The organism is Ruegeria arenilitoris (assembly GCF_013035425.1).
Taxonomy (GTDB): Bacteria; Pseudomonadota; Alphaproteobacteria; order Rhodobacterales; family Rhodobacteraceae; genus Ruegeria; species Ruegeria arenilitoris_A.
Window position 1 is genome coordinate 450164 of the sequence record NZ_WQHX01000002.1, and the last position, 25551, is coordinate 475714.

The following is a 25551-nucleotide window of genomic DNA, read 5'->3' on the forward strand; positions in this document are numbered from 1 at the left end:
CCATGGCTTATATTATCGATTGGGCAAAAGTAGAAGGGCGATATCCGGTGTCAGAGCTACAAGGAGCCACACCGAGATCAATGCGATCAAGTAGTAGAACGTGTATCTCAATAGCCGGAAATAGGGCACTCCGGTCACGCCTGAGGCAACGTACAAGTTAAGGCCATACGGCGGCGTTATGAAGCCGATTGAAGCGCCAACAAGAAATATTACCGCGAAGTGGATTGGATCGACACCAACGCTTGCTGCAATCGGCGCGAGAATTGGTGCTAGGATGATCGTAACCGGCAGGGACTCCAGTACCATGCCAGAAACAAAGACGATAGCCATGGCTGCGAACAGAACAGGATAGTATCCGCCCATCGACGTCAGGAAGTCTGTTATTACCGCCTGCGCCCCCAGCAACGAAAGTATCTGCTGCATCACAACCGAAATCGCAATAAGCGGTGCCAAAACACCGGTAATTTGGGCAGAACGCATGGTGATGCTGGGAATTTCTCTAAGGGTGAATCCCTCCACGACCAACATCTCGGCATAGGATTTCTCGGACCAATCCTTGTTCATATTCAACTTCAACACGCGACTTGCGATCCAGCTTAGGAGTCCGGCAATGATACAGAAACCGACGGTTACTCCGGCTGCTTCGGTCGGTGAAAACTTGCCCGTGTAAATACCCCAAAGCACAAGCCCAATAGCAAAGAAACCAAGCCATGCGCCGAACGCTGTTTTCAAAACCCGGTTCAGTTGCAATTGGATCAGGTGACCCCAGCCATTAGCACGGCAAACAAGCCAGCAGGCAACCTGCATACCGATCACCATTAGCGCGCCGGGCAGGATACCAGCCACAAAAAGGTCCGAGATCGGAAGGTTCAGAAGGAAGCCATAAACGATAAAGATAATCGACGGAGGGATGATGATCCCAACCGTGCCGCCGGCCGCCGCTGTTGCGGCAGAAAAGCGTTCGTCGTACCCACCTTTAACCATCTCGGGGTGCAGCATTGAACCGATGGTTGCCGTAGTGGCTGAGTTCGAACCCGAAATCGCGGCGAAAAGGCCGCATGCACCCAGCGAAGCCATGGCAAGCCCGCCACGCACCCATCCAAGGCAAGCGTATGCGTAATCTGATAGCCTTCGCGCAATACCCGACTTGTTGATCAAGTCGCCTGTAAGAATGAACAATGGCATCGCAAGCAAGGCAAAGCCCTTGTTAAATACGTTCAGAAGCTCGGCTCCCATATTGTCGAGCGTCAGGCCTAGAACGAAAGAACAGCCTACAATCCAGGACGCGATGACCAAAAAAACCGGTACACCCAACATAAAAAGAAAGGTGACGCCGACCGAGATCAGGGTGATTATTGTTCCGTCGGTCATTAATCACCTCCTCCGATAACGGATTGCTTGATAAGTTCGTTACCTTCACGGTAGTTCTCAAGATCTTCCAGAAAGTTTTCAACCACGCGGCCAGCCATCAGCACAAAAGCGAGAGGTGCCGTTATTAGGAACCACCATTGCATTGTATTGTCGGTGCCAAGAACGATTTGGAAATTTGACGCCGAAAGCGCCACAGCCCGAGCCGTCGTCACAATCACAATAATTGCAAAAGTCATCCACAAAACGTTGTCGAGGCAGAGACAAAGGAGTTGACCCTTGCGGCTCATCCGACTGCGGAACTCTGAAAAACTGAGGTGAGAGCGAAGACGCACATTATAGGTTGCACCAAACCAAGCCATGACCATGAACAACAATGGTGGGATCGTCGTCGACCAAGGCTGCTGATTGGAAAAGATGAACCGGTCAACCACGCCCCAGAAAATTATTAACGCAATGGCAAGATAGCTGATCACCATGAAACTACGTTCCAAATGGCGGTCCAGAAGTGGCACGCGCTTATAAATCATCGCTATGGCCCAACCTCCGCCGATTGCTACGATGAACCCGAGTATCCAGGTTGCATCGCTTTTCAGAGCATTTCGAATGCCAAAGGCATCGCCTGCAAGTAAGGCCGAAAAAATCGCGCCAATGTCAGCAAGAATTGACATGTATACCCTCCCGTCAGTCTCGGCCCTTCAGCCACTCGCGGCAAAAAAGCCAGCCCTTTGAAAGGGCTGGCTCGATGCTAGACTAACAATCTTAACCTTTCCACCAACGACGCGGCTCGACATTTTCCGCGAGAGTATGCGGGTTGGTTCGTACCTCGTCATAGATTTCCTGATAGGTATCGATGCCGCCGGCCCAACTGTTGATCCGTTCACGCCACTCTTCCCAGAGCTGTGGCTGGAACTCGGGGGAACACATTTCTTCCGCCTTTTTGATCTCGGCATCAGACAATGCGGCGACGCGCACATTATTCTTGGCGAAGATCGTGTCGGGGCCTTGATGCGGGTGCGAGAAGCCAACGGTGTTGACCAGAGCTGCCTCGTTTGCTGCTTGCACGTGCACCTGCGTCAGATAAGAAGACTCCATCACAGCGTCCTGCAATTCGCCACCAAGACTGTCGAATGTCGATGCCGACATAGCAGTATGCTCAGTACCGCAGAAAAAGCGCAGATCGACACATTGCGAAACCACTGGCGACATATTGGCGTAGGCCACAGCCGATGCCCATGTCTCTGCGCCGTCGATTAGCCCTTGCTTCAAACCGTCAAGGGTTTCTTCCCAAGCGACCGGAACAGGGTTCAAGTCCAGTGCCTGCATCGCGATGCGACCAAGCTGAGTACCGGTGACGCGGTTCTTGGTGCCAGCTAACTGCTCGACGGAGGTCACGGTGTCTTTGTCTTCCCAGGCAAGGCCAAGCTGGATGCCGCGGAGTTCCGCGTGGGTGAAGAGGAACTTCAGCCCGTGCATCTTCTCAAAAGGATCGCGCAGGATGGTCTGCGAGGCAGGCGAATACATGAAGTGATACTGATCGGCACGCGAACGGAACATATAGGCATAGTCAAGCACGTTTAGATAGGGTGCGCCTCCTGCCGAGTTTTGTGTCGATGCCGCGTAGATATCGACGATCCCTTGCTGTGTTTTTTCGACACAGGAAAGCTGACCGCAAATCTGGTTGTTGCCGATGAATTCGACACGGATCTCGCCATCGGTGCGTTCTTCCAGGTCGCGCACAAACTCAAGACAGCCGGCTCGTTCAATAAGAAGGTTGTCTTGATTGAAGCCTGCCGCGCCAAACTTCAGATTAAACTTGGGTTCCTTCGAATACCGGCGATTGTACTGCGATTCAGCTGCTTGCGCCAGGTTGGCGGCTGTCATTGCGCCGCCCAAAGTACCTGCAGCCAAGAGTGTTGAACTCATGCCATAGGTACCTGCAATCTTGAAGAAATCTCGACGCGAGACCCCTTTCACACGGTCAAATATTCCCATTGGTTCCTCCCATTTCCCAATTATTGAGACGTATTGTATCAAAAAAGGCTAGTATAGTTCCGGCAATTTGCCTAGAGTTTTTTTCAACGACCTTGGGAGGAGACGGTTATGGAGGTGGATTATGCAGTCGTCGGAGCGGGGTCTTCAGGCTGCGTCATTGCAAATCGCCTGAGCGCTAACCCCAATACAACAGTCGCTTTGTTGGAGGCTGGAGGTCCAGACACCAACCCATGGATTCATATCCCCGTCGGATATTTCAAGACGATGCACAACCCATCCGTGGATTGGTGCTATCGTACCGAACCCGACCCCGGCCTGAATGGCCGGTCAATTGACTGGCCTAGAGGAAAAGTTCTGGGCGGTTCATCATCGCTGAATGGTCTTCTTTATGTACGCGGTCAGAAAGAGGATTATGACCGCTGGCGACAAATGGGAAATGTTGGCTGGGGATGGGACGACGTACTTCCTCTATTTAAACGCAGCGAAGACCAAGAGCGCGGTGAAGACGACTACCATGGCGTCGGCGGACCCTTGTCCGTATCTAACATGCGCATACAGCGACCGATCTGTGACGCATGGGTGGCGGCTGCTCAATCCGCTGGGTACCCATTCAATCCTGATTACAATGGGGCCAATCAAGAAGGCGTCGGTTATTTCCAATTGACAACGCGGAATGGTCGTCGGTGTAGCGCTGCTGTCGCCTACCTCAAGCCAATTCGAAATCGGCAAAACCTAAAGATAATCACACACGCATTGGTGACGCGCGTCCAACTGGACGGAAAGCAAGCAACGGGCTTAATTTACGGAGACCGCTCAGGTGAACAGAAAACGATCAAGGTTCGCCGCGAAATCATTTTGTCCGGAGGCGCGATAAACTCTCCGCAAATTCTGATGCTGTCAGGTATCGGGGATCCCGATCATTTGAAAGAAAACGGAATTGAGCCTCTCCATGCACTGCCCAGTGTGGGAAAAGGCCTTCAAGACCATTTGCAGGCGCGACTTGTTTTCAAGTGCAACGAGCCTACGTTGAACGACGAGGTTCGCAGCCTGTTCAACCAAGCAAGAATTGCAATGAAATACGCGCTGTTTCGCGCCGGTCCAATGACGATGGCGGCTAGCCTGGCAACTGGGTTCCTTAAAACCCGAACAGAGCTTGATACACCTGACATTCAATTCCACGTTCAACCTTGGTCTGCTGACAGCCCCGGAGAAGGCGTGCATCCATTCTCTGCTTTCACGATGTCCGTATGCCAGCTTCGACCTGAAAGCCGTGGCGAGTTGCGTCTGGATGGTCCCGACCCTTCTCAATACGTAAAAATACACCCGAATTACTTATCTACTGAAACAGATTGCAGAACTATTGTTGACGGAGTGAATATCGCGCGGAACATCGCGCGACATAACCCACTGGCCTCAAAAATTTCTGAAGAGTTCAGGCCAAGCTCAGAGTTGTCAAGTGATGATTACAAGGGAACTCTGGATTGGGCCCGATCAAATTCAGTTTCAATATACCACCCCACCGGAACATGCGCGATGGGCACATCGAAAAACTCCGTGGTTGACCCAACACTCAGAGTAAACGGGATTGGAAATCTTAGGGTGGCTGATTGTTCAATAATGCCCGAGATTGTCAGCGGAAATACAAATGCCCCAGCAATAATGATCGGTGAAAAAGCTAGCGAGATTTTGCGCGTAGACGCGTGATCCCTGCAGCTTGCACAGAATAAACAGCGATTTAATTCGATACTAAGAAGGTTTAGCTCCTCAAAAAACCGATTGTGAGGCCTCGTCGAATTGTCACTACCGCTTTTTTTGCCGCAATCGCTGTGACTAAAAAATCCTGAGAAACAACCACCTGAAAAAAAAATCACAAATTAAACTGCGCAGACCGAGGCAATAACCCAAAAACACACAACGCAATGTTGAGTTTTAACAACTGACAGATAACAGCTCGAACCTTTTTGCGCTCAAAGACATTGCCCTTGCCCCACTCCCCGCAAATTTCATAGTGCTTCACGCTTATTCAAACAAAGACGCCGCAACCATGATGCGTCTCTGCTGCAAGTCCGAACCTTGCCAAGATCTTAGCTACAAGCTCAGGTGGTATTCTGCGCTAATTTGCCATCCCATTCTTCAGTGGAAATCTTGGGCTCAGGGGGATCCGCAATATACGAAGGTGTCATTATTTGTGTACTGTTCTCGTTGAAGACATTGACAATATTCTCGTGCAAATCCGACAGAATTTTAGGAAGACTTGATCCACGTGACGTATAGGCATTGATTTCGTAGTTGATGGCATAGTCGGCCAACTGGGTCCAAAGCACAAAAGGTTCCGGTGTTTTTCGCAATCCTTGGGTGCGACGGGCAGCTTCTATCAACATTGCTTGAATTTTTTTTGGCGGTTCTTCGTACCCGATCCCTACCGTCGTATGAACAAGGATTCCTCGACCGTCGACCTTGCGCGAATAGTTTACAACTTCGGAGTTCAATAACTGAGCATTTGGAATACTGATCATTTCGTTCTTTATCGACTTGATAAGCGTTTCCATAAGTTTGATTTCGGTTACATCCCCCACTTTGTCCCCTACCCGAATTCGGTCACCGATATTGGTGCTTCGACGATAAATGACAAACAATCCGGCCATCATGTTGGAAACAACAGTATTGGACCCTAAAGAAACCATTATTCCAGCGAGAATAGTCAGGCCCTGAAAAGCCCGGGAATCCGAGCCGGGGATATATGGGTAAGCAAACACAACCGCGATAACGATAACCAAAGCCCGGCAAAGCATGTTCGTTGGAGCGATCCAGTGCGCTTCAAAGTCCTTTATTTGGAACGCACCGTTTTCCAAGTTTTCAAAGAACAGATCAAGGCCGCGGATAACAAACCTAGTTACCGCTGCAATTATCGCCAGCATAATAAGATTGGGTAAGTAGCCCACCACAGCCAGCACAATTCCAATCAGCGGTTCGCTCACATATTTAAGCAAAACTTGCGCAATGGCTTGCGTTTCCGCGAAAGACAATAGGACCAGGGACAGGTAATAATAGAAAAAGAACAGAAAAAGCACCCACATTATCGTGTGGATTGCATACACTATGATTGAGGCGATAGCCCGGCTTCGCAGAAGGGATTTGGTTGCCTCTTCTACAGTTTCCACCCTTTTTTCCAGCTGTTTGCGGATGTAACTCAGAAACTTCTTTCGTTTTGTAAAAAAGAAATATGACACAAGCCCGAATATTGCTGTCCACGCGACCGCAGCCAAAGCGCTGTCAACTCGTCCTTCACTGGATCGAGCATCACGGTACTGTAAAATAGCGACTTCGATGGCTTCCGCCTGCAATCCAGCCAGAACCTCAATATCCATCTGCTCATGGTCGGCATCCGCTTGAGTGGTGATGGTGACCATCTGACCGTCGGCACGAATGAGTTGTCCAAATTCAGCTTCTGAAACTTGGATATTGACCGTCGCGCTTTCTGATTTTTCCGCGACCTGAGCGATCCTTTCCTCAATTTTCTCGGCACGCTCAGTGGCCGGCAACGCACTAGATCCGCGCACAACAAACAGTTCTTCCCCGTCCACAGTTACCGGTGCGATAAATTCGGGATCGTCGCGTTCTGGTTGCGGTTGCAGAATTTCTTCGGTTTGGGCCAGCACAACGTTGCTGGCAAACAGAAGCAGCGTGAAACAAACTAAAAGCGCTCTCATGACTTCAATCCTTCTGCCGGGATCAGATGAACATCGCGCTGCGGGAACGGAATCGATATCCCTTCTTCGTCAAACCGCTCCTTTGCCTGACCTGTTATGTCCCAATACACCGTCCAATAGTCGTCTGACTTGGACCATGGCCGGCAAAAAATATTAACGGAGTTATCGCCCAATTCTCCGACAAAGACTTCTGGTTCCGGCGAACGAAGGCACAAATCGTGCTGCGAGACCAATTCTTTCAAAACATCGATTGCATGAGCGGCGTTGTCGGAATACGCGATGCCAAATACCATATCGACACGGCGCTCTTCTGATGCGCTTACGTTGGTAATTACGTCGCCCCAAATCTTACTGTTTGGTACAATGATAATCTGGTTGTCGAAGGTGCGGATTTTCGTCGAAACCACAGACATTTCATCGACAAAACCAGAGGAACCGCCGACCTGAATATAGTCGCCAGTATCGAATGGCTTCAAAACCATTATCATCAGTCCGCTTGCAAGGTTTCCCAGCGTTTCCTGAAGCGCGAAACCTAAAATAAAAGACAAACCACCCAGAACCGCGAAAAGCGGTGTCACGTTGACGCCAAACAACGCCAAGACAACCAAAATCCCAAGTACAAATACGGCCCAATAAACCGACGTCGCTATGAATCTTTTTAGCATCCTGGATATGGTCGGTATTTTGTTTAAACCGCGTTCTGTGACTCTGCGCACAAGCCGAGCAATAAACATCATGACCCAAACGGCGACCAATACACCAAGGCCCGCCATTAGCAGGCCAACTCCACCATCCCATGACACCAGCCATTGTACTGCGTTTTGGAATAGTGTTTGCAAATCGGTTGTCTTTAAAACACCCGTTTTCAGCGCCAGAATGTAATCAGTGTGCGGCTTCAGGTCTTCCTCGGCAGCTCCTTTCAAAGCCCATTCTTCTAAGACAAGCGTGTAATTATTTAAGACTCCCGCACCTGTATCATTCATAACATTAAGCTGAGACCTCAGATTATCTTCCTGAGATCCACTTGCCGATTGTAGGTTCACGTTGATCCTTGCAACGTCTTCAAGCAATTCACGAACATGATCCTGCCAAATTCCAGCTGACTCAGACAGTTCGTCAACAGTAAGTGGGACTAGCAATATCTCCAGTTCGCCGCTCGAAATACTCTTATCCACGACTTGCAAAAACAAGTCATCTTGCTCAACCTCAACGGGCTCTTGTTCCACCTCAGTTTCCTGAGCGTTTAAAAGGAAAGTGCTCGAAACAAATATAATCCCGGCAAGTATCCAAAGTACTGCTGGGCAATCGAAGCGCGCCATTTTTGTCCCTCCCCCTGTTAGGGAATTACGAAATCATAAACAGCGCTGAGAAATCCATTATTTTATTCGAAATAGTAGAAGTTTGTAGAATATTGAAGTTCGATAACCGCAAAAAAAGCCCCGCATAATGCGGGGCAAAGGTAACACAGAAAAAGTCTTCCGTGTTGGGGAACACTTTTAGTACGTGGTTGCAGTTCGGTTGGATCAAATTGCCGATTTTAGCAACTTGCGGACGGAAGATGCGGAGAGCATCCTCAAATTTGGCTACGTCTTTCCGTTGGCTACCACTAACTCCTTCCAACCAATTTTTGAATTTTGCGAAAGCCTGATATTAAAGCCTCCAGCAAACTATGGAGGTCCAATGAATTCGTTAGCCAGAATAACCCGAGGAATAGGTATCGCGTTTAAGGACGGGAGAGTTAAAGGAATTCTTGCCTTTACCGTAGGCATGATTTTTTGGGCATCTGTGTTTTATCATTATGTTGAAGGCTGGGGCTGGTTGGACTCTGCCTATTTTTCGGTTGTGACCATTTCTACCGTTGGGTTTGGTGATTTTTCACCTGAAACAGCGGCAGGTAAAATATTTACGATGCTTTATATTATTGTCGGGCTGGGCGTTTTTGTAACAGCAGCCACGACCGTCGCTGACTCAATTCTATCCCAAGATGACGACGATGCCGACAAGTGAAAAACGTCCCTTGTGCCGTTCAAAAAGTTAAGTCCGGCAATTTGTTCGTTGCATTTGTAGTTCAGCGCGTTTGGAATTTTCGCTGAACTACAACCTGATAGACGTCATCTGAGCAAAAAAATTGTACATATCTCAATTTTTGAGTGTAACATTTTCCTTATTAAACTTCGGAGGGATGGAATGGAAAAGACTCAAGACGCAAAAATAGTCGATCTCGCAATACGATTACTTTTCCTTGGACTATTCCTTTACAGTGCACTGATAATGGTCGCCCCACTTGCAAGCGTGGTTATTTGGGCGACGATTCTTTGCGTGGCGCTGTACCCGATTTTCGATTGGCTTCAAAGCAAACTGGGCGGGCGCAAGTCATTGTCAGCCACCATCTTGGTTTTGTTGGGGCTTTTGCTGACGTTAGGACCAATTGCGACTGCTGTATCGGGCGCGGCTGAGCTTGGCTCAGAATTTGCCGAACAAGCAGATCGCGGAGAGTTGAAAATTCCACCTGCACCGGAAGGCATAAAAGAATTGCCGCTAGTCGGAGGCAAAGTCGCGGACGTCTGGACGATGTTTGAGCGGAACCTTGATGGTGCCCTTGCCAAGTACGGCGCTCAAATTCTGGAGATAACCAAGTCGCTCTTTGGAAAGGTTTTGGGCATTGGCATTGGCCTGCTTGGGCTTGCTTTGTCTGTTATCATTATGGGTGTCCTTTTCAGCCCTGGCCCACAGCTGGTTGAAGGCCTGCAAAGATTTGCAAATCGTGTCTTTGCCCCTCGGGGAGGAGAATTCATAACTCTGGCAGGTGCCACAATCCGCAATGTCACCAAAGGTGTGATCGGCGTTGCAGCAATTCAGGCTGTTGTTGTTTGGGTGTTATTGACAGTATTTGGAATATCGTCGGCGGCAACACTAGCATTTGTCTGTCTCATTTTATCGATTATCCAAATTGGTCCTGGTTTGGTTCTGCTTCCGGTCATAATTTACGCTTGGAGTACCATGTCTGGCGGGTCGGCGCTGATTTTTACCATCCTGGCCATTCCAGTGACAATTATGGACAGTTTCCTTCGCCCGGTATTCATCTCTAAAGGGTTGGAAACACCTATGCTCGTTATCCTAATCGGCGTTTTGGGCGGCATGATGGCCTATGGCTTGATCGGTATATTCATGGGGCCGGTGCTGTTTGCGGTTTTCTATGAGTTGTTCAAAGTTTGGATCGACGCACCGCCTGAAGGCGCAGACGCTGCTGAAGGAGCAGCAGAATGAGAAAGACGATTTGGACCACACTGGCGATAGTTCTATTCTTTCTGGTTTGGTATTTGGTCGCAGATCGCAAAACACCGTTTACCGGAAACGCTCGGGTCAAAGCTGTCGCCACGCAAATTGTTCCGCAAGTGACCGGGACCGTTACCGAAGTACTTGTGGAAAATGGTCAGGTCGTATCCGCGGGCGACGTGTTGGTGCGGATTGACCGAAGGCCATACGAGATAGAACGCTCCAAGGCAGAAGCCGACCTAGAAGCCGCCACTCAAGAGGTGGGGGCTTCCTCGGCGGAAGTAAGCGCTGCTCAAGCTAAGCTGGCACGCGCGCAGAGCGATCTGGATACGATGCGTCTTCAGACGGAACGTGTTTTCGCCTTGGAAAAGAAAGGATTGATAGCCATTACACGGGCGGACGATGCCCGTGGGCAATTAGCTGAATCAGAAGCAAATCTGGAAAACGCGCTGGCGGACCTGGAAAAGGCAAAGCAGAGATTGGGCGACGAAGGGTTGGAAAACCCAAAAATTCAAAGAGCTCTGGCAGCCTTGGCCGATGCTGAACTCAACCTTGAATGGACGGAGTTGCGAGCCCCGGCAACAGGTGTGATTTCGAACCTGCTGATAGCACCCGGGACTTACGCGCGTTCTGGACAAGATCTTTTGACTTTCCTTGATGCCACAGATGTTTGGATTGAAGCATATTTTACCGAGAATAATATCGGTAGAGCTGAAGTAGGTTCACCTGTAGACGTGGTTTTGGATATGCATCCCGGACAGATTGTTCCCGGGGTCATCGAAAGTTTCAGCGCCGCCGTATCGCTAAGTGGTGGCGATGAGCCAGGTCAATTGGCAAGCCCTCCAAGCACCAAAGGGTTTTTACGTGAACCAGAGCGTTTCCCAGTACGAATAGTATTGCCCGGATATGAAGCTGGAGATGCCGAAGATGATCTTCGTTTTCAGTTAAATGGACAGGCAGATGTCATTATGTACCTAAGTGATAACTCTCTGTTGAACCTTGTGGGGCGTGCGTACATTTACGTAGTTTCCATATTTTCCTATGCGTATTGAAGATCGCCGCTCAATTCTTCGGCTCGCATTCGGCGTGACCGGAGTATTCTCGCTTGGTCTGTTTTTAGGCTGGCCGCTTGCCGTGGTCGGAGCAGTATTCGCTGCCCTCTTTCTTCAGGCGCCCGCACCTTTGCCATTGGCGGCGTTTGGCAAACTATTCGTGTTTTCGATTGGGCTTATGTTCATTTCATTTTTGCTTTCATCGATATTTTCGCCCTACCCCTTGGTATTTCTTATCTTTGTAGCAATCGGAATTATTCTTTCTTTTGTTTGGTCGGTGTCAGGAGCCGGTGTTTTACCTGGTGTAATCGCATTGATGGGCGCCTTAATGATCCCAAACCTTGCGTTGCAATCGCAAGATTTAGCTTTGGTTCTGGTTTTCTGGATTCCTATGAATTTATTTTTTGCAGGATTTGCTTCAACGTTAATGTTTGTTCTCATCCCGGCCGAACCTCCAAGCGAAGCGCAGACAAAAAATGCTGCTCAGCAGGATTTCGACCCACATAGACGAATTGTCAGGATGTCCTTGGTTACTGTACCGTTCGCGTTGGTATTTTTTATATCCGGCGCTTCAGCGTTACTCGTATTATTTTTTGTCGCATTGCTCAGCCAGCAGCTTGCGGCTATGCCTTCCGCCGGTACCACTGTCGCCAAAGCAATGTTGACAGCAAACTTCCTTGGTGCGGCGGTCTCGATTATCTGTTACGAAATCAACGTGATCGCGCCGATTTTCCTTACGCCAGTACTTTTGTGCTTTTTGTTCTGTCTGACGCTAGGCGTTCTCGGAAAATCGCAAATTCCTTTGGCCGCCGCCGCTGGGTCCGCAATTACAACGGCCTTGATTGTATACGGCGGCTCAATCGCACCCTTTTCCGACGAGGCCGACGTCAAGAGTATCACACGCGTTCTACAAGTCGCTGGCGCAGCATTTTTTGTTATCATCGCTTACGTTGTGGTAGATGAATTCTGGCCAGAGCGAAACAAGCGAATTGCCAACTGAATTTAGCTAACTCCAATCCGAACTGCTACCTCAGTGCAGACACCTCAAAATACCCCATCCCCATACAGAAGGAACCTCTATTTGGTCGCAGTGGCGAGCTTGCCACTGCTCTTAGCCCAGATTGCCGCAGAACAAACCAGCAATAGAGTTCTTAAGCGGGCAAAATATTGTGGTTGATCCTGAACAAATTTCCAGGGTCATATTTCGCTTTGACCTTCGCCAATCTCTCACCGTTGTGACCATATGCGCCAGCCATGTGATCGGCCTCGTCTTCGGGCATGAAATTCACGTATGCACTGCCGGTCGAGTGTGGTTGCATCCGGTCATAAAGATCTCGCGCCCATTGGATGCATTCTGTATCTTTCTGAGGGTCCTCCCATCTCGTATGAACATTCATGATAAAATGGGCGGACCTTTGTGGATACGCAGTTGAATCGGCCCCCACTCGCGCCATCGCGCCACCCACGTGGGCAATGAAGACTTCGCAAGCTGGGTCAGGAAGCTGTGAAATACCGGAGAGAAGACCTTCGATTGCTTCGGGCGATAGAGAATCGAAGTCATGGCTTTTCCAATAATTTCTTGCCCCCGGCGTCAACAGTGGATCAAACGCGGACTGCCAGTCTGTGAACCTGTGCGGTGAGATCACATCGGCGATCGGGTCGCCCAGAGCCCTCAGGGCTGCAACAGCTTTTTCACCTTCTTCGATGCCACCGCTGTAGCAGGCTGCGAAAATCAATACTTCTCGGCCATGCCACTCTTCGGGCAAGAAGGGTAACGGCGGCGCCTTTCGCATCACGCTCCAAACGGTAAGCTCATCTGGAGATGTATCAGCAATTTTCGCATATTCGACCATTAATTCGGGCGCCTTTTCGATCGGGTGGACGATAAGCCCTGACAAAACTTCTGGTCCAAGGTCATGTAACTGGAACTCAAAGGAAGTCACCACGCCGAAATTTCCGCCTCCACCACGGATGGCCCAGAATAGATCTGGATGACTGTTGGGCGATGCCGTGACGATTGCTCCATCCGCTGTCACCACCTCAGCCGACAGAAGGTTATCGATCGTCATTCCGAATTTGCGTGTCGTCCAACCAAATCCGCCGCCAAGCGTAAGCCCGGCGATGCCCGTGGTTGAATTTATACCGGTAGGAACTATAAGCCCATGTGCCTGTGTTTCCCGATCCACATCACCCAGAACTGCCCCTGGGGCCACACGCGCCGTTTTAGAAATCGGATCCACGTGAACAGAACGCATGTGCGACAAATCCAACATAACCGTGTCGTCGGCTACCGCGTGACCTGCAATTTGGTGACCACCCGACCTAACGGATATGGCCAGACCGGCGTCCCTTACGAAGTTTACCGCATTTTGAACATCGCTCGCACCCAAAGCTCGAACCACAAACCCGGGGAAGCGTTCGAACATGCTGTTCCATGTAATGCGGGCTTCGTCATATTCCCGACTGCCTTTATGGTGAACTGCCCCGCGCAGAGATGCATCCAATGCATCTAATGCAGCTTGATCCACCGTTGACTTAGTTCCATCCAATGCCATCAGGTCGTACATGAGTTGGCCTTCCTTAATTAGGTCAGGCTTCCTGCGATACTGCCTCGGCTATCATGAAATTCCTCTGCTCACCTGTTCCCTGTGACGAGAGTGAATTTCATTTCAAGAAAATGGTTTAGGTCAGGCAAATATCCCCGGATCAATACGATCAACTGGCGTTATCACGTCCGCTGGAATGTTGAGCCGCTCAGCCGCCTTTCTCAGACTTTCTTCGTCAGGGGCTTCATACAGACAGTATGTTTTGCGTTTATCGGCACTCAGGAACGAAAAAATCCATTCAACACCCACTTCGTCGTTAATTTCTTTGATTTTGATTTTGTCATCGTCGCCGACATTCAACTGTTCGGCAAAATTTCTCTCAATAATATACCTAGGCATATGCTCCCCCTGGGCAATTTTAGGACGTTAGCTTGCTTTTCCTTCGAGTTTTGACCTTAGGGAAACCATACTCAGTTTCTGCGCAATTGCCAACGCTTCCGCTTCTAGTTGAAACGCCGCCTTCACGTCGTCATTTGTTCCCCGACGCCTTAAGGCAGACGCATAAGCAGCCTTGCTGTGCGCAATCCACGGCGGCGATTTCATTCGAGTGTCAATTTCAATCGCCTTTTGAAACATTCGCTCGGCTGTTTCCCAATCCTTTAACAGGGCTGCCAAACTGCCCAAGCGCCGCGCAGCCGCACCCGTGCAAACCGTGGTCGCTCCGGCTGTAATGGTCAAATCTTCATACGGTTCCAATAACTTGTAGACAGTTTCAGCATGCTGGAAATGCTGGATTTCAACGCAAATGTCACTCAGATATGACAAAGTCGTGGAATACATAGCATCTGCTGGCAAAACGAAACCATTTTCTGCGATTTCGTTCAGTATTCGTTCAGCGGGTTCTCGATATCCCAGTTCTGCAGCAATAAGACCAAAACCAGGTTTCCAGGCAACGTCCTCGGGGCTTTCACTCATCAACCGCTTGATAACAGGAGCAACCTCGTGCAGGCGACTCTGCTCTCTTCGGATCGTGAACATTTGAACACCAAAAACTCCTTCCACATGCTCGCCATGCGTTTTCCTGCCGATTTTCACGGCTTCAGTCGCGTGTTTTTCTGCCTGCTCAAATTCTCCGGCCATAATCGCAACCATAGCGCGAGCATGCTTCTGAACCCAATAGAGCTGTAGGTGATTGTCCTTCTTCGATATCTCTGTCAGCAGTTCAAGCGCGTGATCCATCACTTCACGGTCAGCCATTTCTGCCCCTACGAAAATGCTAAGAGTTCGGTCCCTTCCCTGATCAATACTTCCGAGCTTTTCGGCAACCCGGTGCATCGCTTCCAGGTTTTCGCGCCAATTCCGCGCATCGTTCTCTTTCCTCGCAACAAACGGTGCTCCAAAATGCATCATCATTACGGAGAACTGAGATTTGTGATCACCAAGCTGCGCAGCCAGTTCCATTGACTGTTGACCGTAACGTGCACCTTCGGCGAACTGACCGATAAACATGTACGCGCGCGCAAGCTGGCTCATCAAACTGCACCGCCGAACTTCGTCATGGTCCGCCAAGTCCCCAAGTGCATCCAAGCAAAGTTGAATGGCCTGGTCGTGGCGTTCGCTTGACATCATACAAGAGTCCGCAAAGTGGTGCGCGGCGTCGGCCGCGAGTTCTACATGGCGAATGTGCCTTGCCGCGTCCGAGGCTTCTTTTAACGTTGCAATCCCTTCAGGCAGTTGGCCCAAGCTATCGTGGCTTCGCCCAACAAGAATTTTGCTAATGACCCTCTCTACTCCCGCGTCTTCTCCAAGCTGTTCTGCGGCCTTGAGTGTTTCTTTGGCATTTGCCATTGCCTCTTGGCTCGCTGACCTCGACAAAGCCATTTCAGTGGCTCTGCGCCAACGGTCGAAGGCCGCGCTCCAATCTTCAGCTTCGGAAAGGTGGCGGGCAACCAATTCAGGACGACGCTCAATTTCCGCAGACCGCAATTGCAAAAGCGCTCGCGCTACGTCCGCATGCTGCTTCCTGCGCGTTGACCCCAACATAGATTGATAAGCTGTGTCTCGGATTAGCGCGTGCCGAAAAACGTAGTGCCCTCGGTTATGTCCGCTTTCAAATATCAATCCTGTCCGCGAAAGTTCCACCAGGCGATCTTGAACTTCGTCGTTTGACAGCTTCATCGCAGCACTCAGCAAACTAGGTTCAAATTCGCGTCCTATTACAGAACCTGTTAACGCAACCTGTTTGGCGTCTGGTGAAACCGCGTCAAGGCGTGCCATCAATGTGCCTTTCAACGAAGATGGAATGGAAAATTGACCATTCTCACCTTTATCTACCATCGCGCGGGTCAGCTCTTCCACAAAGAGGGGAACGCCGTCGGTTTTCTCTATGATCGCGGCTATCAGCTCGTCATTTGGCGTCTTCCCAGAAATTGCACGCATCAGGTTGGCAACATGATCTGTATCGAACCTACGAAGTTGCAGTGTCTGGACGTGCGCGTCACCGTCGTCACGCGCCAGTTCCCATCCAGGTCTGTGGGTGATCAAGATCATCAACGGCAAATCAGCGCAAATTGCTTTGAAGCGTTCAAGCAATGCATGCGTAGATGGATCGATCCAGTGCGCGTCTTCCACACACAAAATGACAGGACGCACTTTCGAACGAATTTTCACCGTGTTGATCAAAGTTTGAATGGTTATGTCACGTTGTTCCTGCGGTGACATTTCCAGCACCTCTTTGGCGAGGGCACTCTGTGGCGCTACTAAAGCAGCAAATACCGGAAGGACTTGTTCCCAATCCAGACCAGGCCTTGCTTCCAACATTTTGCGCACCTGACCCAGTATCTGGTCGTCGTCAAATCCAGGTTCAACACCTGCATCCTGGGAAATCCGTTGTGTAACGGGATGAAAGGGGCTGCTGGTAAGGTAAGGCGAGCAATTTAACCGTATGACGTCTGCACGGCCTTCTGAGGCGCTCTCAACAAGAAACTCCTCTGTCAGGCGTGACTTGCCAATCCCGGCTTCACCGGTAAGCAACACGACTTCTCCCAGCCCATCTTGTGCACGTTGCCACGATTGCAGCAGGATGCCTTTTTCATAATCCCTGCCGATCATTTTGGTGCTGCTGTCGTCACCGTGTGATGCGCGAAATCTGCTTTCGGCACTTCGTTCTGAAACCACTTGCAAAAGGGTTCGAGGTTCCTTGAAACCTTTAAGCTCTGTTGTTCCGAGCGACGAAAACTCGAAAATCTTATGCAATGCAGCTTCGGTTTCCTCGGCAGGCAAAACAACAGTGTTGGGCTTTGCTTTTTCTTGAATTCGAGACGCCAGGTTGACGATTGGTCCGGTCATGGCGCCTTCTTCATAGGTGTTTTTTCCTATTGTGTCGCCGACCACCACATCGCCGCTGGCAATGCCAAGTCTAACCGCCAAGTGTTCTCCATCAGGGGTTCGGAGTTCTTTGACCCGGTTGATAGCTTCCAGGCCAGCCTTTACTGCCCGTATCGCGTGATCTTCGTAAGCCGTTGGCCATCCAAAAAACACAAGGAGTCCGTCGCCTAAATACTTTGCTACGTAGCCACCGAAACGGCTAATGGCTCCGGCCACTGCATCTTGGTAGCGTTGCAATAGGTCCCGCATGTCTTCGGGATCAAGGCTGTTGGTCATTTCCGTCGAGCCAACCAAATCTGCAAACAAAACAGTTAGGTGGCGTCGCTCAGCAAGCGCGTTGCGTGCCTGTTTGCCTACCGCCGCTGTGTCTGCTTGGGTCTCTTCCGAAGCGACCGCCTGTTTGAAGTCCACAGATTGCGCGTCGGTCGCGTCAGATGGTTGCGGAGAAGTCTCTTCGGTCCCCGGCTTTTGAACCGCGGCGAGAATAATCTTCCTATGGCCAAGACTGACGCCAAGCTCTTTGAGATCTTCGTTTGTCAGTAACGGAAGAACCCGAGCGTCGACGTCATTTTCCGAGAAAACGTCAACGTATTGCCCCAGCCCGAGATCGTTCAGCCACTTTTCCATCTCAGTCTCCATGGATAGATCATGATGTCTTGTCGATTACTAATCAAGGATACAGGCAGTTGAACGATGTTTACGTCCATTCAATTTGAACGTTGCGTTTAACGTCAAACCTTTGCCTGTTGAACAACGGCTTGGCAGGATACTGCGGATATCCGAGGCAAGATCAGTTAAGAAGGCGGATATTTGTAACTTTTAGTGGTTTTACCTGGGAAAAGCGTATGATGCCGTCACCGACAAATATCTGTCGGCTAAACGTAAAACTTAGTTGCCCGACCACTGTCGAATGTCATGATGAAAAAATCGGAGAATAGTGTGTTTTCCAGACCTGCGCTCTCAAAGTTAGTTATGTTCGCATTCTTGTTGACGACGCTGCCAAGCGACAGCATGGAAGCATCTGCAGCCGGTTGCGCTGGTGCCGGGGGGATTCCAGTAGATATAAATGGAGTAACAGTTTGTTCATTTTCTGGGAACGCCTGCCCTAGCGGATGGAGCACATATCGATCCTTGAAGCAGTGGCAACCAAAAACATGTGGCGGTTCACAATGCACAGGCAAAGATCTGTGTACAACAGGGCTTGAGTGGTCGGAAACTGCAACAAAGTGCATTTATGAGTCCGGTCGAAACTCCGAGGGGGACTGCATGCGCAAAAACGACTGTATTTCGGACACCGTCGCGCGGACAGCGTGCGCCAAGTAAATTATTAGCGAGCGAACAACCAATCACACAAAAGAGGACCAGTCCAAACCCGTCCGAAACTTGCAAACATCACTTGAAGCTGGCTTGTGCGGTTCGGTCAAATCGGCAGCAAAGCGCTTTGAATTCATTGAAAGCGCCCTGCTTATGCGAACACACTAATCGAGTTTGACCCACGCCGCATTTCGTGCCGAACTTTGCACGCATGCCGCGACGAACTTAACACCGCTGAGCCCATCTTGGACGGTTGGGAAGACAACTGAAGCGTCGGGTGACGCACCATTTCTGAATGCCTGAATTGCATCAGCGGCTTCACTGTAAATATTCGCGAACCCCTCCAAATAACCCTCTGGATGGCCCGGAGGAACGCGGCTTAGTCGGTTTGCCGCATCGCCTGCCCCTGACCCATTTCTGGTAATCAGCCGCTTTGGTTGACCATAAGGGGTGAACCACAGATAGTTGGGATCCTCCTGCGACCATTCTAGGCCACCTTTTTCTCCGTAAACACGCAAGCGAAGCGCATTTTCGTTTCCTGGTGCGACCTGTGATGACCACAACATTCCTCTTGCTCCGCCTTCGAAACGCAGCAATACGTGTGCATTGTCATCAACCTTGCGCCCCGGAACAAAGGCTTGCAAATCCGCGGCAAGGCTTTCAGCCGTAAGGCCAGTTACAAAACATGCAAGGTTATAAGCGTGAGTGCCGATGTCTCCGGTTGATCCACCAGCGCCAGACCTTTCGGGATCAGTCCGCCATTCTGCTTGTTTGAAATCCTGCTGCTCTGTCAACCAATCTTGTGGATATTCGACTTGTACCACGCGGATTTTCCCGATCTCTCCGTTGGCCACCATCTCCCGAGCCTGACGAACCATTGGATAGCCGGTGTAGTTGTGCGTAAGGATAAACAAAGCGTCGGAACTCTCCGCCGCTTTCACTAGTTTTTTTGCATCGCTGAGCGTCGACGTAAGTGGTTTGTCACAAATGACATGAATACCGCGTTTGAGGAACTCACGCGCGGCAGCATAGTGAACATGGTTTGGCGTAACGATCGAAACCGCTTCAATACCGGACTTCAGACGTGCTTCACGTATGGCCATCTGCTCAAAGTCATCGTAAACGCGCGCGAGACCCAGCGCCTCACCACTTTCTCTTGACTTCTCGGGGGTAGATGACAGCGCACCGGCAACAAGTTCAAACTTATCGTCCAGACGCGCCGCGATACGATGCACGCCACCTATGAATGCATCATTTCCGCCGCCAACCATGCCTAGACGAATACGACCAGATACTTCTTCGCTGCGTCCTGTAACCATCAGTCTATCCCTAACATTTTCCGGTTGGCTGCTTCGTCGGTTCCGCCATCCGCGAAATCGTCAAAAGCTTTTTCCGTCACACGAATGATGTGATCCGAAACGAATCGTGCTCCTTCCCGCGCTCCATCTTCAGGATGTTTCAGGCAACATTCCCATTCTACAACGGCCCAGCCGTCAAAGTCATTTGCCGCCATTTTTGAAAAGACTGCTCCGAAATCGACTTGCCCATCACCAAGCGAGCGGAACCGCCCAGCGCGATCAACCCAGCCTTGGTATCCCGAATACACGCCTTGGCGACCGGTCGGATTGAATTCCGCATCTTTAACGTGGAACATCCGGATTCGATCTTTGTAGATGTCGATGTTGTCCAAGTAGTCGAGACACTGCAGCACATAGTGCGAGGGGTCATACAGCATACACGCACGTGCATGGTTGCCCGTACGCTCCAAAAACATCTCATACGTGATGCCGTCATGCAGGTCTTCACCCGGGTGAATTTCATAACAAACATCCACGCCGCACTCTTCGGCATGATTCAAAATCGGAAGCCAACGCTTTGCTAATTCGTCAAACGCTGTTTCAATCAATCCGGCGGGTCTTTGAGGCCAAGGGTAAACGTAAGGCCAAGCCAGTGCTCCTGAGAATGTAGCATGGGCAGAAATACCCATGTTCCGGGACGCCGATAGAGCTTTCTTGACTTGGTCAACGGCCCATTCTTGCCGCGCTTTCGGATTTCCCCGAACGCTTTCTGCCGCGAACCCGTCGAATGCAGTGTCGTATGCTGGATGGACCGCAACCAGCTGTCCTTGCAGGTGGGTAGACAGTTCGGTAACTTCGACGCCGTTTTCTCTCGCCTTACCTGTGAATTCATCACAATAATCCGCGCTGGATGCCGCTGCATCCAAATCGAACAACCGCCCATCCCAGCTTGGGACTTGAACACCCTTGTACCCGCACTGGGCAGCCCATTTCGTGATTTCGTCCCATGAATTAAATGGTGCCTCGTCGCCAGCAAATTGTGCCAGAAACAAAGCCGGTCCTTTTATCGTCTTCATATTGGTTCCTCCCCAGAACATGGGCCTTACGGCGGCAAATTTTCTTTAAGATATATATCAATTCGAATTCTCTCCTGCGCCCTGTTAAATGGGACACCATCAGAAGTGGCCCGCAACAAACGCACTGCAGATCGTATGATGTGACCGGAATCCTGTGAGATCAATGCATCAAAAGTTCCCATGCAAAGAGCCTCACGACTGAGCGGTGTGAGCTCATGTGCAATAATCACCAATTCTTCCGACACCTTGCTTTCAGTGAGGAATTGAATAAGCCCTGCATTCCCCGCCGCTGAAGAGTAAATTCCAACAAGATCGGGATAGGAATCGAAAATTTCGGGCATCATTTTGTAGATCAGTTCCGGATCATCTCGACCCTCTACCGAAGCCACGACTTCGAGATGCGGAAAATCCTCTGCAACAACCAAATCAAAGCCTTGTCGCCTTTCCAAGTGATCCCTTGCTAAACGAGAACCAGTAAGAACAAGTACCTTTCCTCTTTGATGCACGAACCGGCCCATCAAATGAGCAGCTGTTCGGCCAGCTGACACGTTGTCAATCCCCACAAAGTGATCTCTGTCCGAACTTGGAAGGTCCGAAACCATCGCAACGACTGGTATCCCTTTGTCTCTGACTCGTTTTACCGCATCACGAACTGATGGGGTTTCCGGACCAAAAACGGCTACTCCGTCGACTTCGCGACCGTCGACAGCGTCCAGTATCTCTACTATATCCTGCGGTTCAAAAGGCGTGACCTTTTGGATCGATGTGCGTGTCCGCTCAATAAACTGATTTCGCGACTGCTCTGCGATCTGGTTGCTCAGGGCCTCAACAAATTCGTTATCGGTGTCAGGTAATACAAACAGGAAATTATAAACACGTCTGCGTGCCAGATTTGCCGCGGCCGTATCACGTATATAGCCCAGCTCATCAATCGCCTTTTGCACTTTTTGGATCGTAACTGCCCTAACACCGGGCCTCCTATTTAGCACCCGGTCTACCGTCGCCAAACTGACGCCGGCAACGCGCGCAATGTCGTTCACTGTTGGTTTGTTCACCACTTCTAGTTTTTGTTCTTCCACAACACGTCTAGCCTTCGATTTCCCGGGCCAAGCCTTCGAACAAAAGTGCGACAGCTTCAGCGCCGGGGTCGTTGTGCCCGATCAGGTTTTCTTCAGGAACATATGCAGCGCGACCCGCCTTGGCCCGGTGGATTTTTGCTGTTTTATCAGCACCTTCCCGAGCAGCTTTTGCTGCTTGGTTTAACCCAGATGGCAGTGCATTAAGCGCCGGTGCAAGCGCGTCGATCATTGTCCGGTCCCCTTCTTTGGCACCGCCCACCTGGCTGACACGATTCAAGCCTTCTATCAGAGATTTCGGTATCGACGCACCGCTTGCACATGCGTCACCGGCGGCATTAAAAAAGATGGCGAGAATAACCCCAGAAGACCCACCCATCGTCTGGCTAAGTTCGTTACCCAATGCCGGAAAAAGTTGGGTCAGATCCGCCAAGGGCATTCGATCCAAACCGCTTTGTAATGCCCGCGCCGCTGTCGCCAGTGTACTGCCAGTGTCACCATCACCAGATTTCGCATCCAGTTCGTTAAGGTCTTTCTCAGCCTGAATAAGAAGCTCTGACAACCGCGCGATCGTTTCCTTCGTTTTCGGATTATTCGAAGGAATTGGGGCAATCGGCGTCAAACCGTCCGGCAGCGGCGCGACATTGACTGGTTCTATCGCGTTTACGCCCGGCCATGCTGCTAGGCCTACGGGCTCTTGCAAGGCTTCCAACTCTTCCTGACTTACAGGAAGTATTGAAACCGAGAAGCCATGCATGTCCAAGGATGTCATCATTGGCGCAGGCCCGATGATATGGCGGGCGATACCAGTCTCTGCCAAAGCATGCGTCAAAACAGACATTTCCAATGGCGTCGTCGACCCAAGGTTGTTCACCAACGCGACCCCAGACCCTGACGCCACGCGCCGCGTTAGCTTTTCCACAACAGTGTTCACTGCCGATACGGCGCTTGAAAAGTCGACTTGCTGTACTCCGGGTTCGCCGTGAATACCCAAGCCGAGTTCAGCTTTGCCCGGAGCGATCCGGTCTTCTTTGGGGGATCCCGGGACAGTGCAGGTATCAAGGCTCATCCCGATACTCACGACTTTTTCAATGACGGATTTCGCAGCATTGGCAACAGTTGCAAGATCTGCGCCATTTTCCGCTAGCGCTCCTGCAATTTTATGTACGAACAGCGTACCTGCGACCCCGCGCGGTTGTGGCAAGTCTGGTAGTGCGATGTCATCATCTACAACGACCATTTCGACTTTGCGCCCCAAAGCGCGGGCGCGTTCTGCAGCCAAACCAAAGTTCAGACGATCACCGGTGTAATTCTTTACGATCAATAAACACCCCGCCTCGCCCGTAACGGCCAGAATCCCAGCCAAAACCGCTTCTACGGACGGAGAAGCAAATACTTCGCCGCACACTGCGGCTGTCAGCATACCTTTACCGACAAACCCTGCATGTGCCGGTTCGTGGCCGGACCCGCCTCCGGAAACAAGCGCGACTTTCGATTTATCCCAATCAGATCGGTAAACGACTTTGATGTGCGGGTATCCATCTAACCTAGTTAGCGCGCCGCCCGAGGAAGCCAGTAGACCGTCTATCGCATCTGTAACGAGGGTTTCTTTTGTGTTGAGGAACTGTGCCATGCTTTTGCTCCTTAAGTCACACGCGCGCCAGAAATCGAGGATGTGCGAATCCCGGCATACTTCAAGGATATTTGAGGTGCGCACCTCAAGTCCACATTTTTTTGAGGAGCGTACCTCAAAAACGTTTTCGGCACGTCAGAAAATCATGACAATACTGTATTTTTAAACAAATAAATCGACTCGGGCGTGGCCAACTTTGTTGAGCCAAGCTCCTGTTTGAATTCGATATTGCCCGCAGTTCAACCCAGCTTTTACCTCGGACGAGGCACTTCGGTGCATCTAAACGCCAACTGATATTTCAAGATTTATTCAATTTGAAACGCGGCCGTAATCAAGACAAAATCATACCGACAACTGTATTGGGGAAAACGCCAATGACAGAATTTACAGTGAAACGGTTAAGCCGATTTCCGGTTAAGGGATTAAGCGCGGAGCCACTGACTTCTGTCACGATGAGCGTAGCCGAAGGTTTTCCGGGTGACCGAATTTACGGCTTTGCTCGGCACAACTCGGGCTTCGACCCACAAAACCCAAAACCTATTCCCAAGGATCGCTTTGTCGTGCTTTTGAAAGAAGCGGCTCTGGCAGGTCTGCACACCCGATTTGATGCTCAATCGCAAGTATTAGAAATCCGAGAGAGCGGTAAATCGCGAAAATTCTTAATGCAATCAGGCCAGGAGCGTTCTGATGCGGCCCTGTTTATTCACCAAGTCTTGGGCTCGGCTGATCCGGAACCCCCCACGTTTGTTTCCTCGGAACCACATCGCTTTACTGATGTATCAGTAGTGTCGCCGGTCATGATGATTGCTGTGTCTGTTTTGAATATTGCCTCTGTCAAGGCACTTAGTCAGCAATTGAACAGAGACGTTCACCCCGCCCGATTTCGCGCGAACGTCGAAATTGACGGCCTCGCACCGTTTTCCGAGTTGGAGTTCGTGGGACATACGCTGATTTTTGGCGATGTCAGGATGCGTATTCTTTCAAGAACGAAAAGGTGCGCGGCAACCGAAGTAAACCCGGAAACCGCCGAGCGTGATCTGAGGCTGCCCTACCTTTTAAATAAACACCTGGGTCACACGGACATGGGCGTATACGCCGAAGTAACGACGAATGGCACGGTTTTCGTGGGACAATCCGGTAGATTGGAAATCTGATGCCTCAATGTGCCTTTTGCCCAATTCGAACCATCCTATATTGAAAGTGCGCACTGTGACCCAGTCTGTAGACGGGCGACAAAAAACTCAACGGCTTAACGGCAGCAAGCTGAATTCAAGCAGTTCCACGCGTGGGCCGATCGTTTTCAATATTGAAGATCATCCCGTCTAAAAGCTCGTCCAGATCAGGGCGTGCCGCCGGACCATTCGATATGTCGACCAACATCAACGTACCGTCGGGACGTATTGCAAACGCTCCGGGTTCAGCAAAAAGATCTGATGTTTCCGCTTCGGATAGCGGCTCAGAAACATATAATCCAAGCGAGCGCATCTGAGGTACGGTTAATCCGTAACACAGGTTAAAACTCCAACCAAATTCATCGCGGTCTGCCAGCGCTTTGCTTTTGCTGTCAGCAGAAACCACAATGACATCCATTCTATCAGTCCATTTGGTCAGTTGACCGTTGAGCTTTTGCAAAAACCGTTTGCACCGAGGGCAATGCCGACCGCGATAAACAAACAGCATGGTCCAACGCTCACCCTGCCGACCGATTTCACGATAACCTCCGTCCACGCTAAGAAAACTGATTGGGGCTACGGTAGAGCCCACTTTAGGTTTTGACATTCCAATCTATCTCCGTTGTGGGGAATATTCGTTTGGCCGCT

General features: G+C 50.4%; 19 protein-coding genes. 6 read left to right on the forward strand and 13 right to left on the reverse strand.

Annotated features, from left to right (window positions below; genetic code table 11):
• Nucleotides 1-12: 12 nt before the first annotated feature.
• The 3 genes from GOV45_RS07835 to GOV45_RS07845 all read right to left on the reverse strand — a co-directional run bounded on the left by GOV45_RS07835 (nt 13) and on the right by GOV45_RS07845 (nt 3363).
• A complete protein-coding gene (locus GOV45_RS07835) occupies nt 13-1371 on the reverse strand; it encodes a TRAP transporter large permease (protein WP_170476180.1) in 1359 nt (452 codons plus the stop codon).
• The gene (locus tag GOV45_RS07840) at nt 1371-2039 is read right to left on the reverse strand and encodes a TRAP transporter small permease (protein WP_170476181.1); all 669 of its coding nucleotides are present in this window, start codon (nt 2037-2039) and stop codon (nt 1371-1373) included. The genes GOV45_RS07835 and GOV45_RS07840 overlap by 1 nt, the downstream gene beginning before the upstream one ends.
• A 91-nt stretch (nt 2040-2130) precedes the next feature.
• Nucleotides 2131-3363, reverse strand: a complete 1233-nt coding sequence (locus tag GOV45_RS07845) for a TRAP transporter substrate-binding protein (RefSeq protein ID WP_170476182.1) — start codon at nt 3361-3363, stop codon at nt 2131-2133.
• 108 nt (nt 3364-3471) lie between these two features.
• Between GOV45_RS07845 and GOV45_RS07850 the strand changes: the two genes are divergently transcribed.
• Nucleotides 3472-5067: a GMC family oxidoreductase gene (locus GOV45_RS07850; RefSeq protein WP_170476183.1), complete on the forward strand. Its 1596-nt coding sequence runs from the start codon at nt 3472-3474 to the stop codon at nt 5065-5067.
• 392 nt (nt 5068-5459) lie between these two features.
• Here the strand turns inward: GOV45_RS07850 and GOV45_RS07855 are convergent, their stop codons facing one another.
• Nucleotides 5460-7073, reverse strand: coding sequence for a mechanosensitive ion channel family protein (locus tag GOV45_RS07855; RefSeq protein ID WP_170476184.1), 1614 nt, complete (start codon nt 7071-7073; stop codon nt 5460-5462).
• On the reverse strand, nt 7070-8392 hold the full coding sequence (locus GOV45_RS07860) for a mechanosensitive ion channel family protein (RefSeq protein WP_170476185.1): 1323 nt from the start codon (nt 8390-8392) through the stop codon (nt 7070-7072). The genes GOV45_RS07855 and GOV45_RS07860 overlap by 4 nt, the downstream gene beginning before the upstream one ends.
• 199 nt (nt 8393-8591) lie before the next feature.
• On the opposite strand from GOV45_RS07860, the gene GOV45_RS07865 reads away from it, so the two are divergent.
• The 4 genes from GOV45_RS07865 (at nt 8592) to GOV45_RS07880 (ending at nt 12401) form a co-directional block, all read left to right on the forward strand.
• Nucleotides 8592-9080: a potassium channel family protein gene (locus GOV45_RS07865; RefSeq protein ID WP_254442445.1), complete on the forward strand. Its 489-nt coding sequence runs from the start codon at nt 8592-8594 to the stop codon at nt 9078-9080.
• Nucleotides 9081-9260: 180 nt separating this feature from the next.
• Nucleotides 9261-10340: an AI-2E family transporter gene (locus tag GOV45_RS07870; protein ID WP_170476186.1), complete on the forward strand. Its 1080-nt coding sequence runs from the start codon at nt 9261-9263 to the stop codon at nt 10338-10340.
• Nucleotides 10337-11401: an HlyD family secretion protein gene (locus tag GOV45_RS07875; RefSeq protein ID WP_170476187.1), complete on the forward strand. Its 1065-nt coding sequence runs from the start codon at nt 10337-10339 to the stop codon at nt 11399-11401. The genes GOV45_RS07870 and GOV45_RS07875 overlap by 4 nt, the downstream gene beginning before the upstream one ends.
• Nucleotides 11391-12401 (forward strand): DUF2955 domain-containing protein, encoded by a 1011-nt coding sequence (locus GOV45_RS07880; RefSeq protein WP_170476188.1) that lies wholly within the window; start codon nt 11391-11393, stop codon nt 12399-12401. The genes GOV45_RS07875 and GOV45_RS07880 overlap by 11 nt, the downstream gene beginning before the upstream one ends.
• Nucleotides 12402-12552: 151 nt before the next feature.
• Here the strand turns inward: GOV45_RS07880 and GOV45_RS07885 are convergent, their stop codons facing one another.
• The 7 genes from GOV45_RS07885 to GOV45_RS07915 form a co-directional block, all read right to left on the reverse strand.
• Nucleotides 12553-13968 (reverse strand): FAD-binding oxidoreductase, encoded by a 1416-nt coding sequence (locus GOV45_RS07885; protein WP_170476189.1) that lies wholly within the window; start codon nt 13966-13968, stop codon nt 12553-12555.
• Between the two features lie 120 nt (nt 13969-14088).
• The gene (locus GOV45_RS07890; RefSeq protein ID WP_170476190.1) at nt 14089-14346 is read right to left on the reverse strand and encodes a DUF4242 domain-containing protein; all 258 of its coding nucleotides are present in this window, start codon (nt 14344-14346) and stop codon (nt 14089-14091) included.
• A gap of 27 nt (nt 14347-14373) precedes the next feature.
• Entirely contained in the window at nt 14374-17961 is a 3588-nt protein-coding gene (locus GOV45_RS07895) for an adenylate/guanylate cyclase domain-containing protein (RefSeq protein WP_170476191.1), read from the reverse strand.
• A gap of 851 nt (nt 17962-18812) precedes the next feature.
• On the reverse strand, nt 18813-19967 hold the full coding sequence (locus GOV45_RS07900; protein WP_170476192.1) for a Gfo/Idh/MocA family protein: 1155 nt from the start codon (nt 19965-19967) through the stop codon (nt 18813-18815).
• Nucleotides 19967-21022, reverse strand: a complete 1056-nt coding sequence (locus GOV45_RS07905) for a sugar phosphate isomerase/epimerase family protein (RefSeq protein WP_170476193.1) — start codon at nt 21020-21022, stop codon at nt 19967-19969. The genes GOV45_RS07900 and GOV45_RS07905 overlap by 1 nt, the downstream gene beginning before the upstream one ends.
• 26 nt (nt 21023-21048) lie before the next feature.
• Nucleotides 21049-22101 (reverse strand): LacI family DNA-binding transcriptional regulator, encoded by a 1053-nt coding sequence (locus tag GOV45_RS07910; RefSeq protein WP_367648662.1) that lies wholly within the window; start codon nt 22099-22101, stop codon nt 21049-21051.
• Nucleotides 22102-22108: 7 nt separating this feature from the next.
• Nucleotides 22109-23731, reverse strand: a complete 1623-nt coding sequence (locus GOV45_RS07915) for a dihydroxyacetone kinase subunit DhaK (protein WP_170476194.1) — start codon at nt 23729-23731, stop codon at nt 22109-22111.
• 374 nt (nt 23732-24105) lie between these two features.
• Between GOV45_RS07915 and GOV45_RS07920 the strand changes: the two genes are divergently transcribed.
• Nucleotides 24106-24885 carry an MOSC domain-containing protein gene (locus tag GOV45_RS07920; protein WP_170476195.1) on the forward strand — a complete coding sequence of 260 codons (780 nt, stop codon included), beginning with the start codon at nt 24106-24108 and terminating at the stop codon, nt 24883-24885.
• Between the two features lie 115 nt (nt 24886-25000).
• Here the strand turns inward: GOV45_RS07920 and GOV45_RS07925 are convergent, their stop codons facing one another.
• Nucleotides 25001-25510, reverse strand: a complete 510-nt coding sequence (locus GOV45_RS07925) for a redoxin domain-containing protein (protein WP_170476196.1) — start codon at nt 25508-25510, stop codon at nt 25001-25003.
• Nucleotides 25511-25551: the final 41 nt, after the last annotated feature.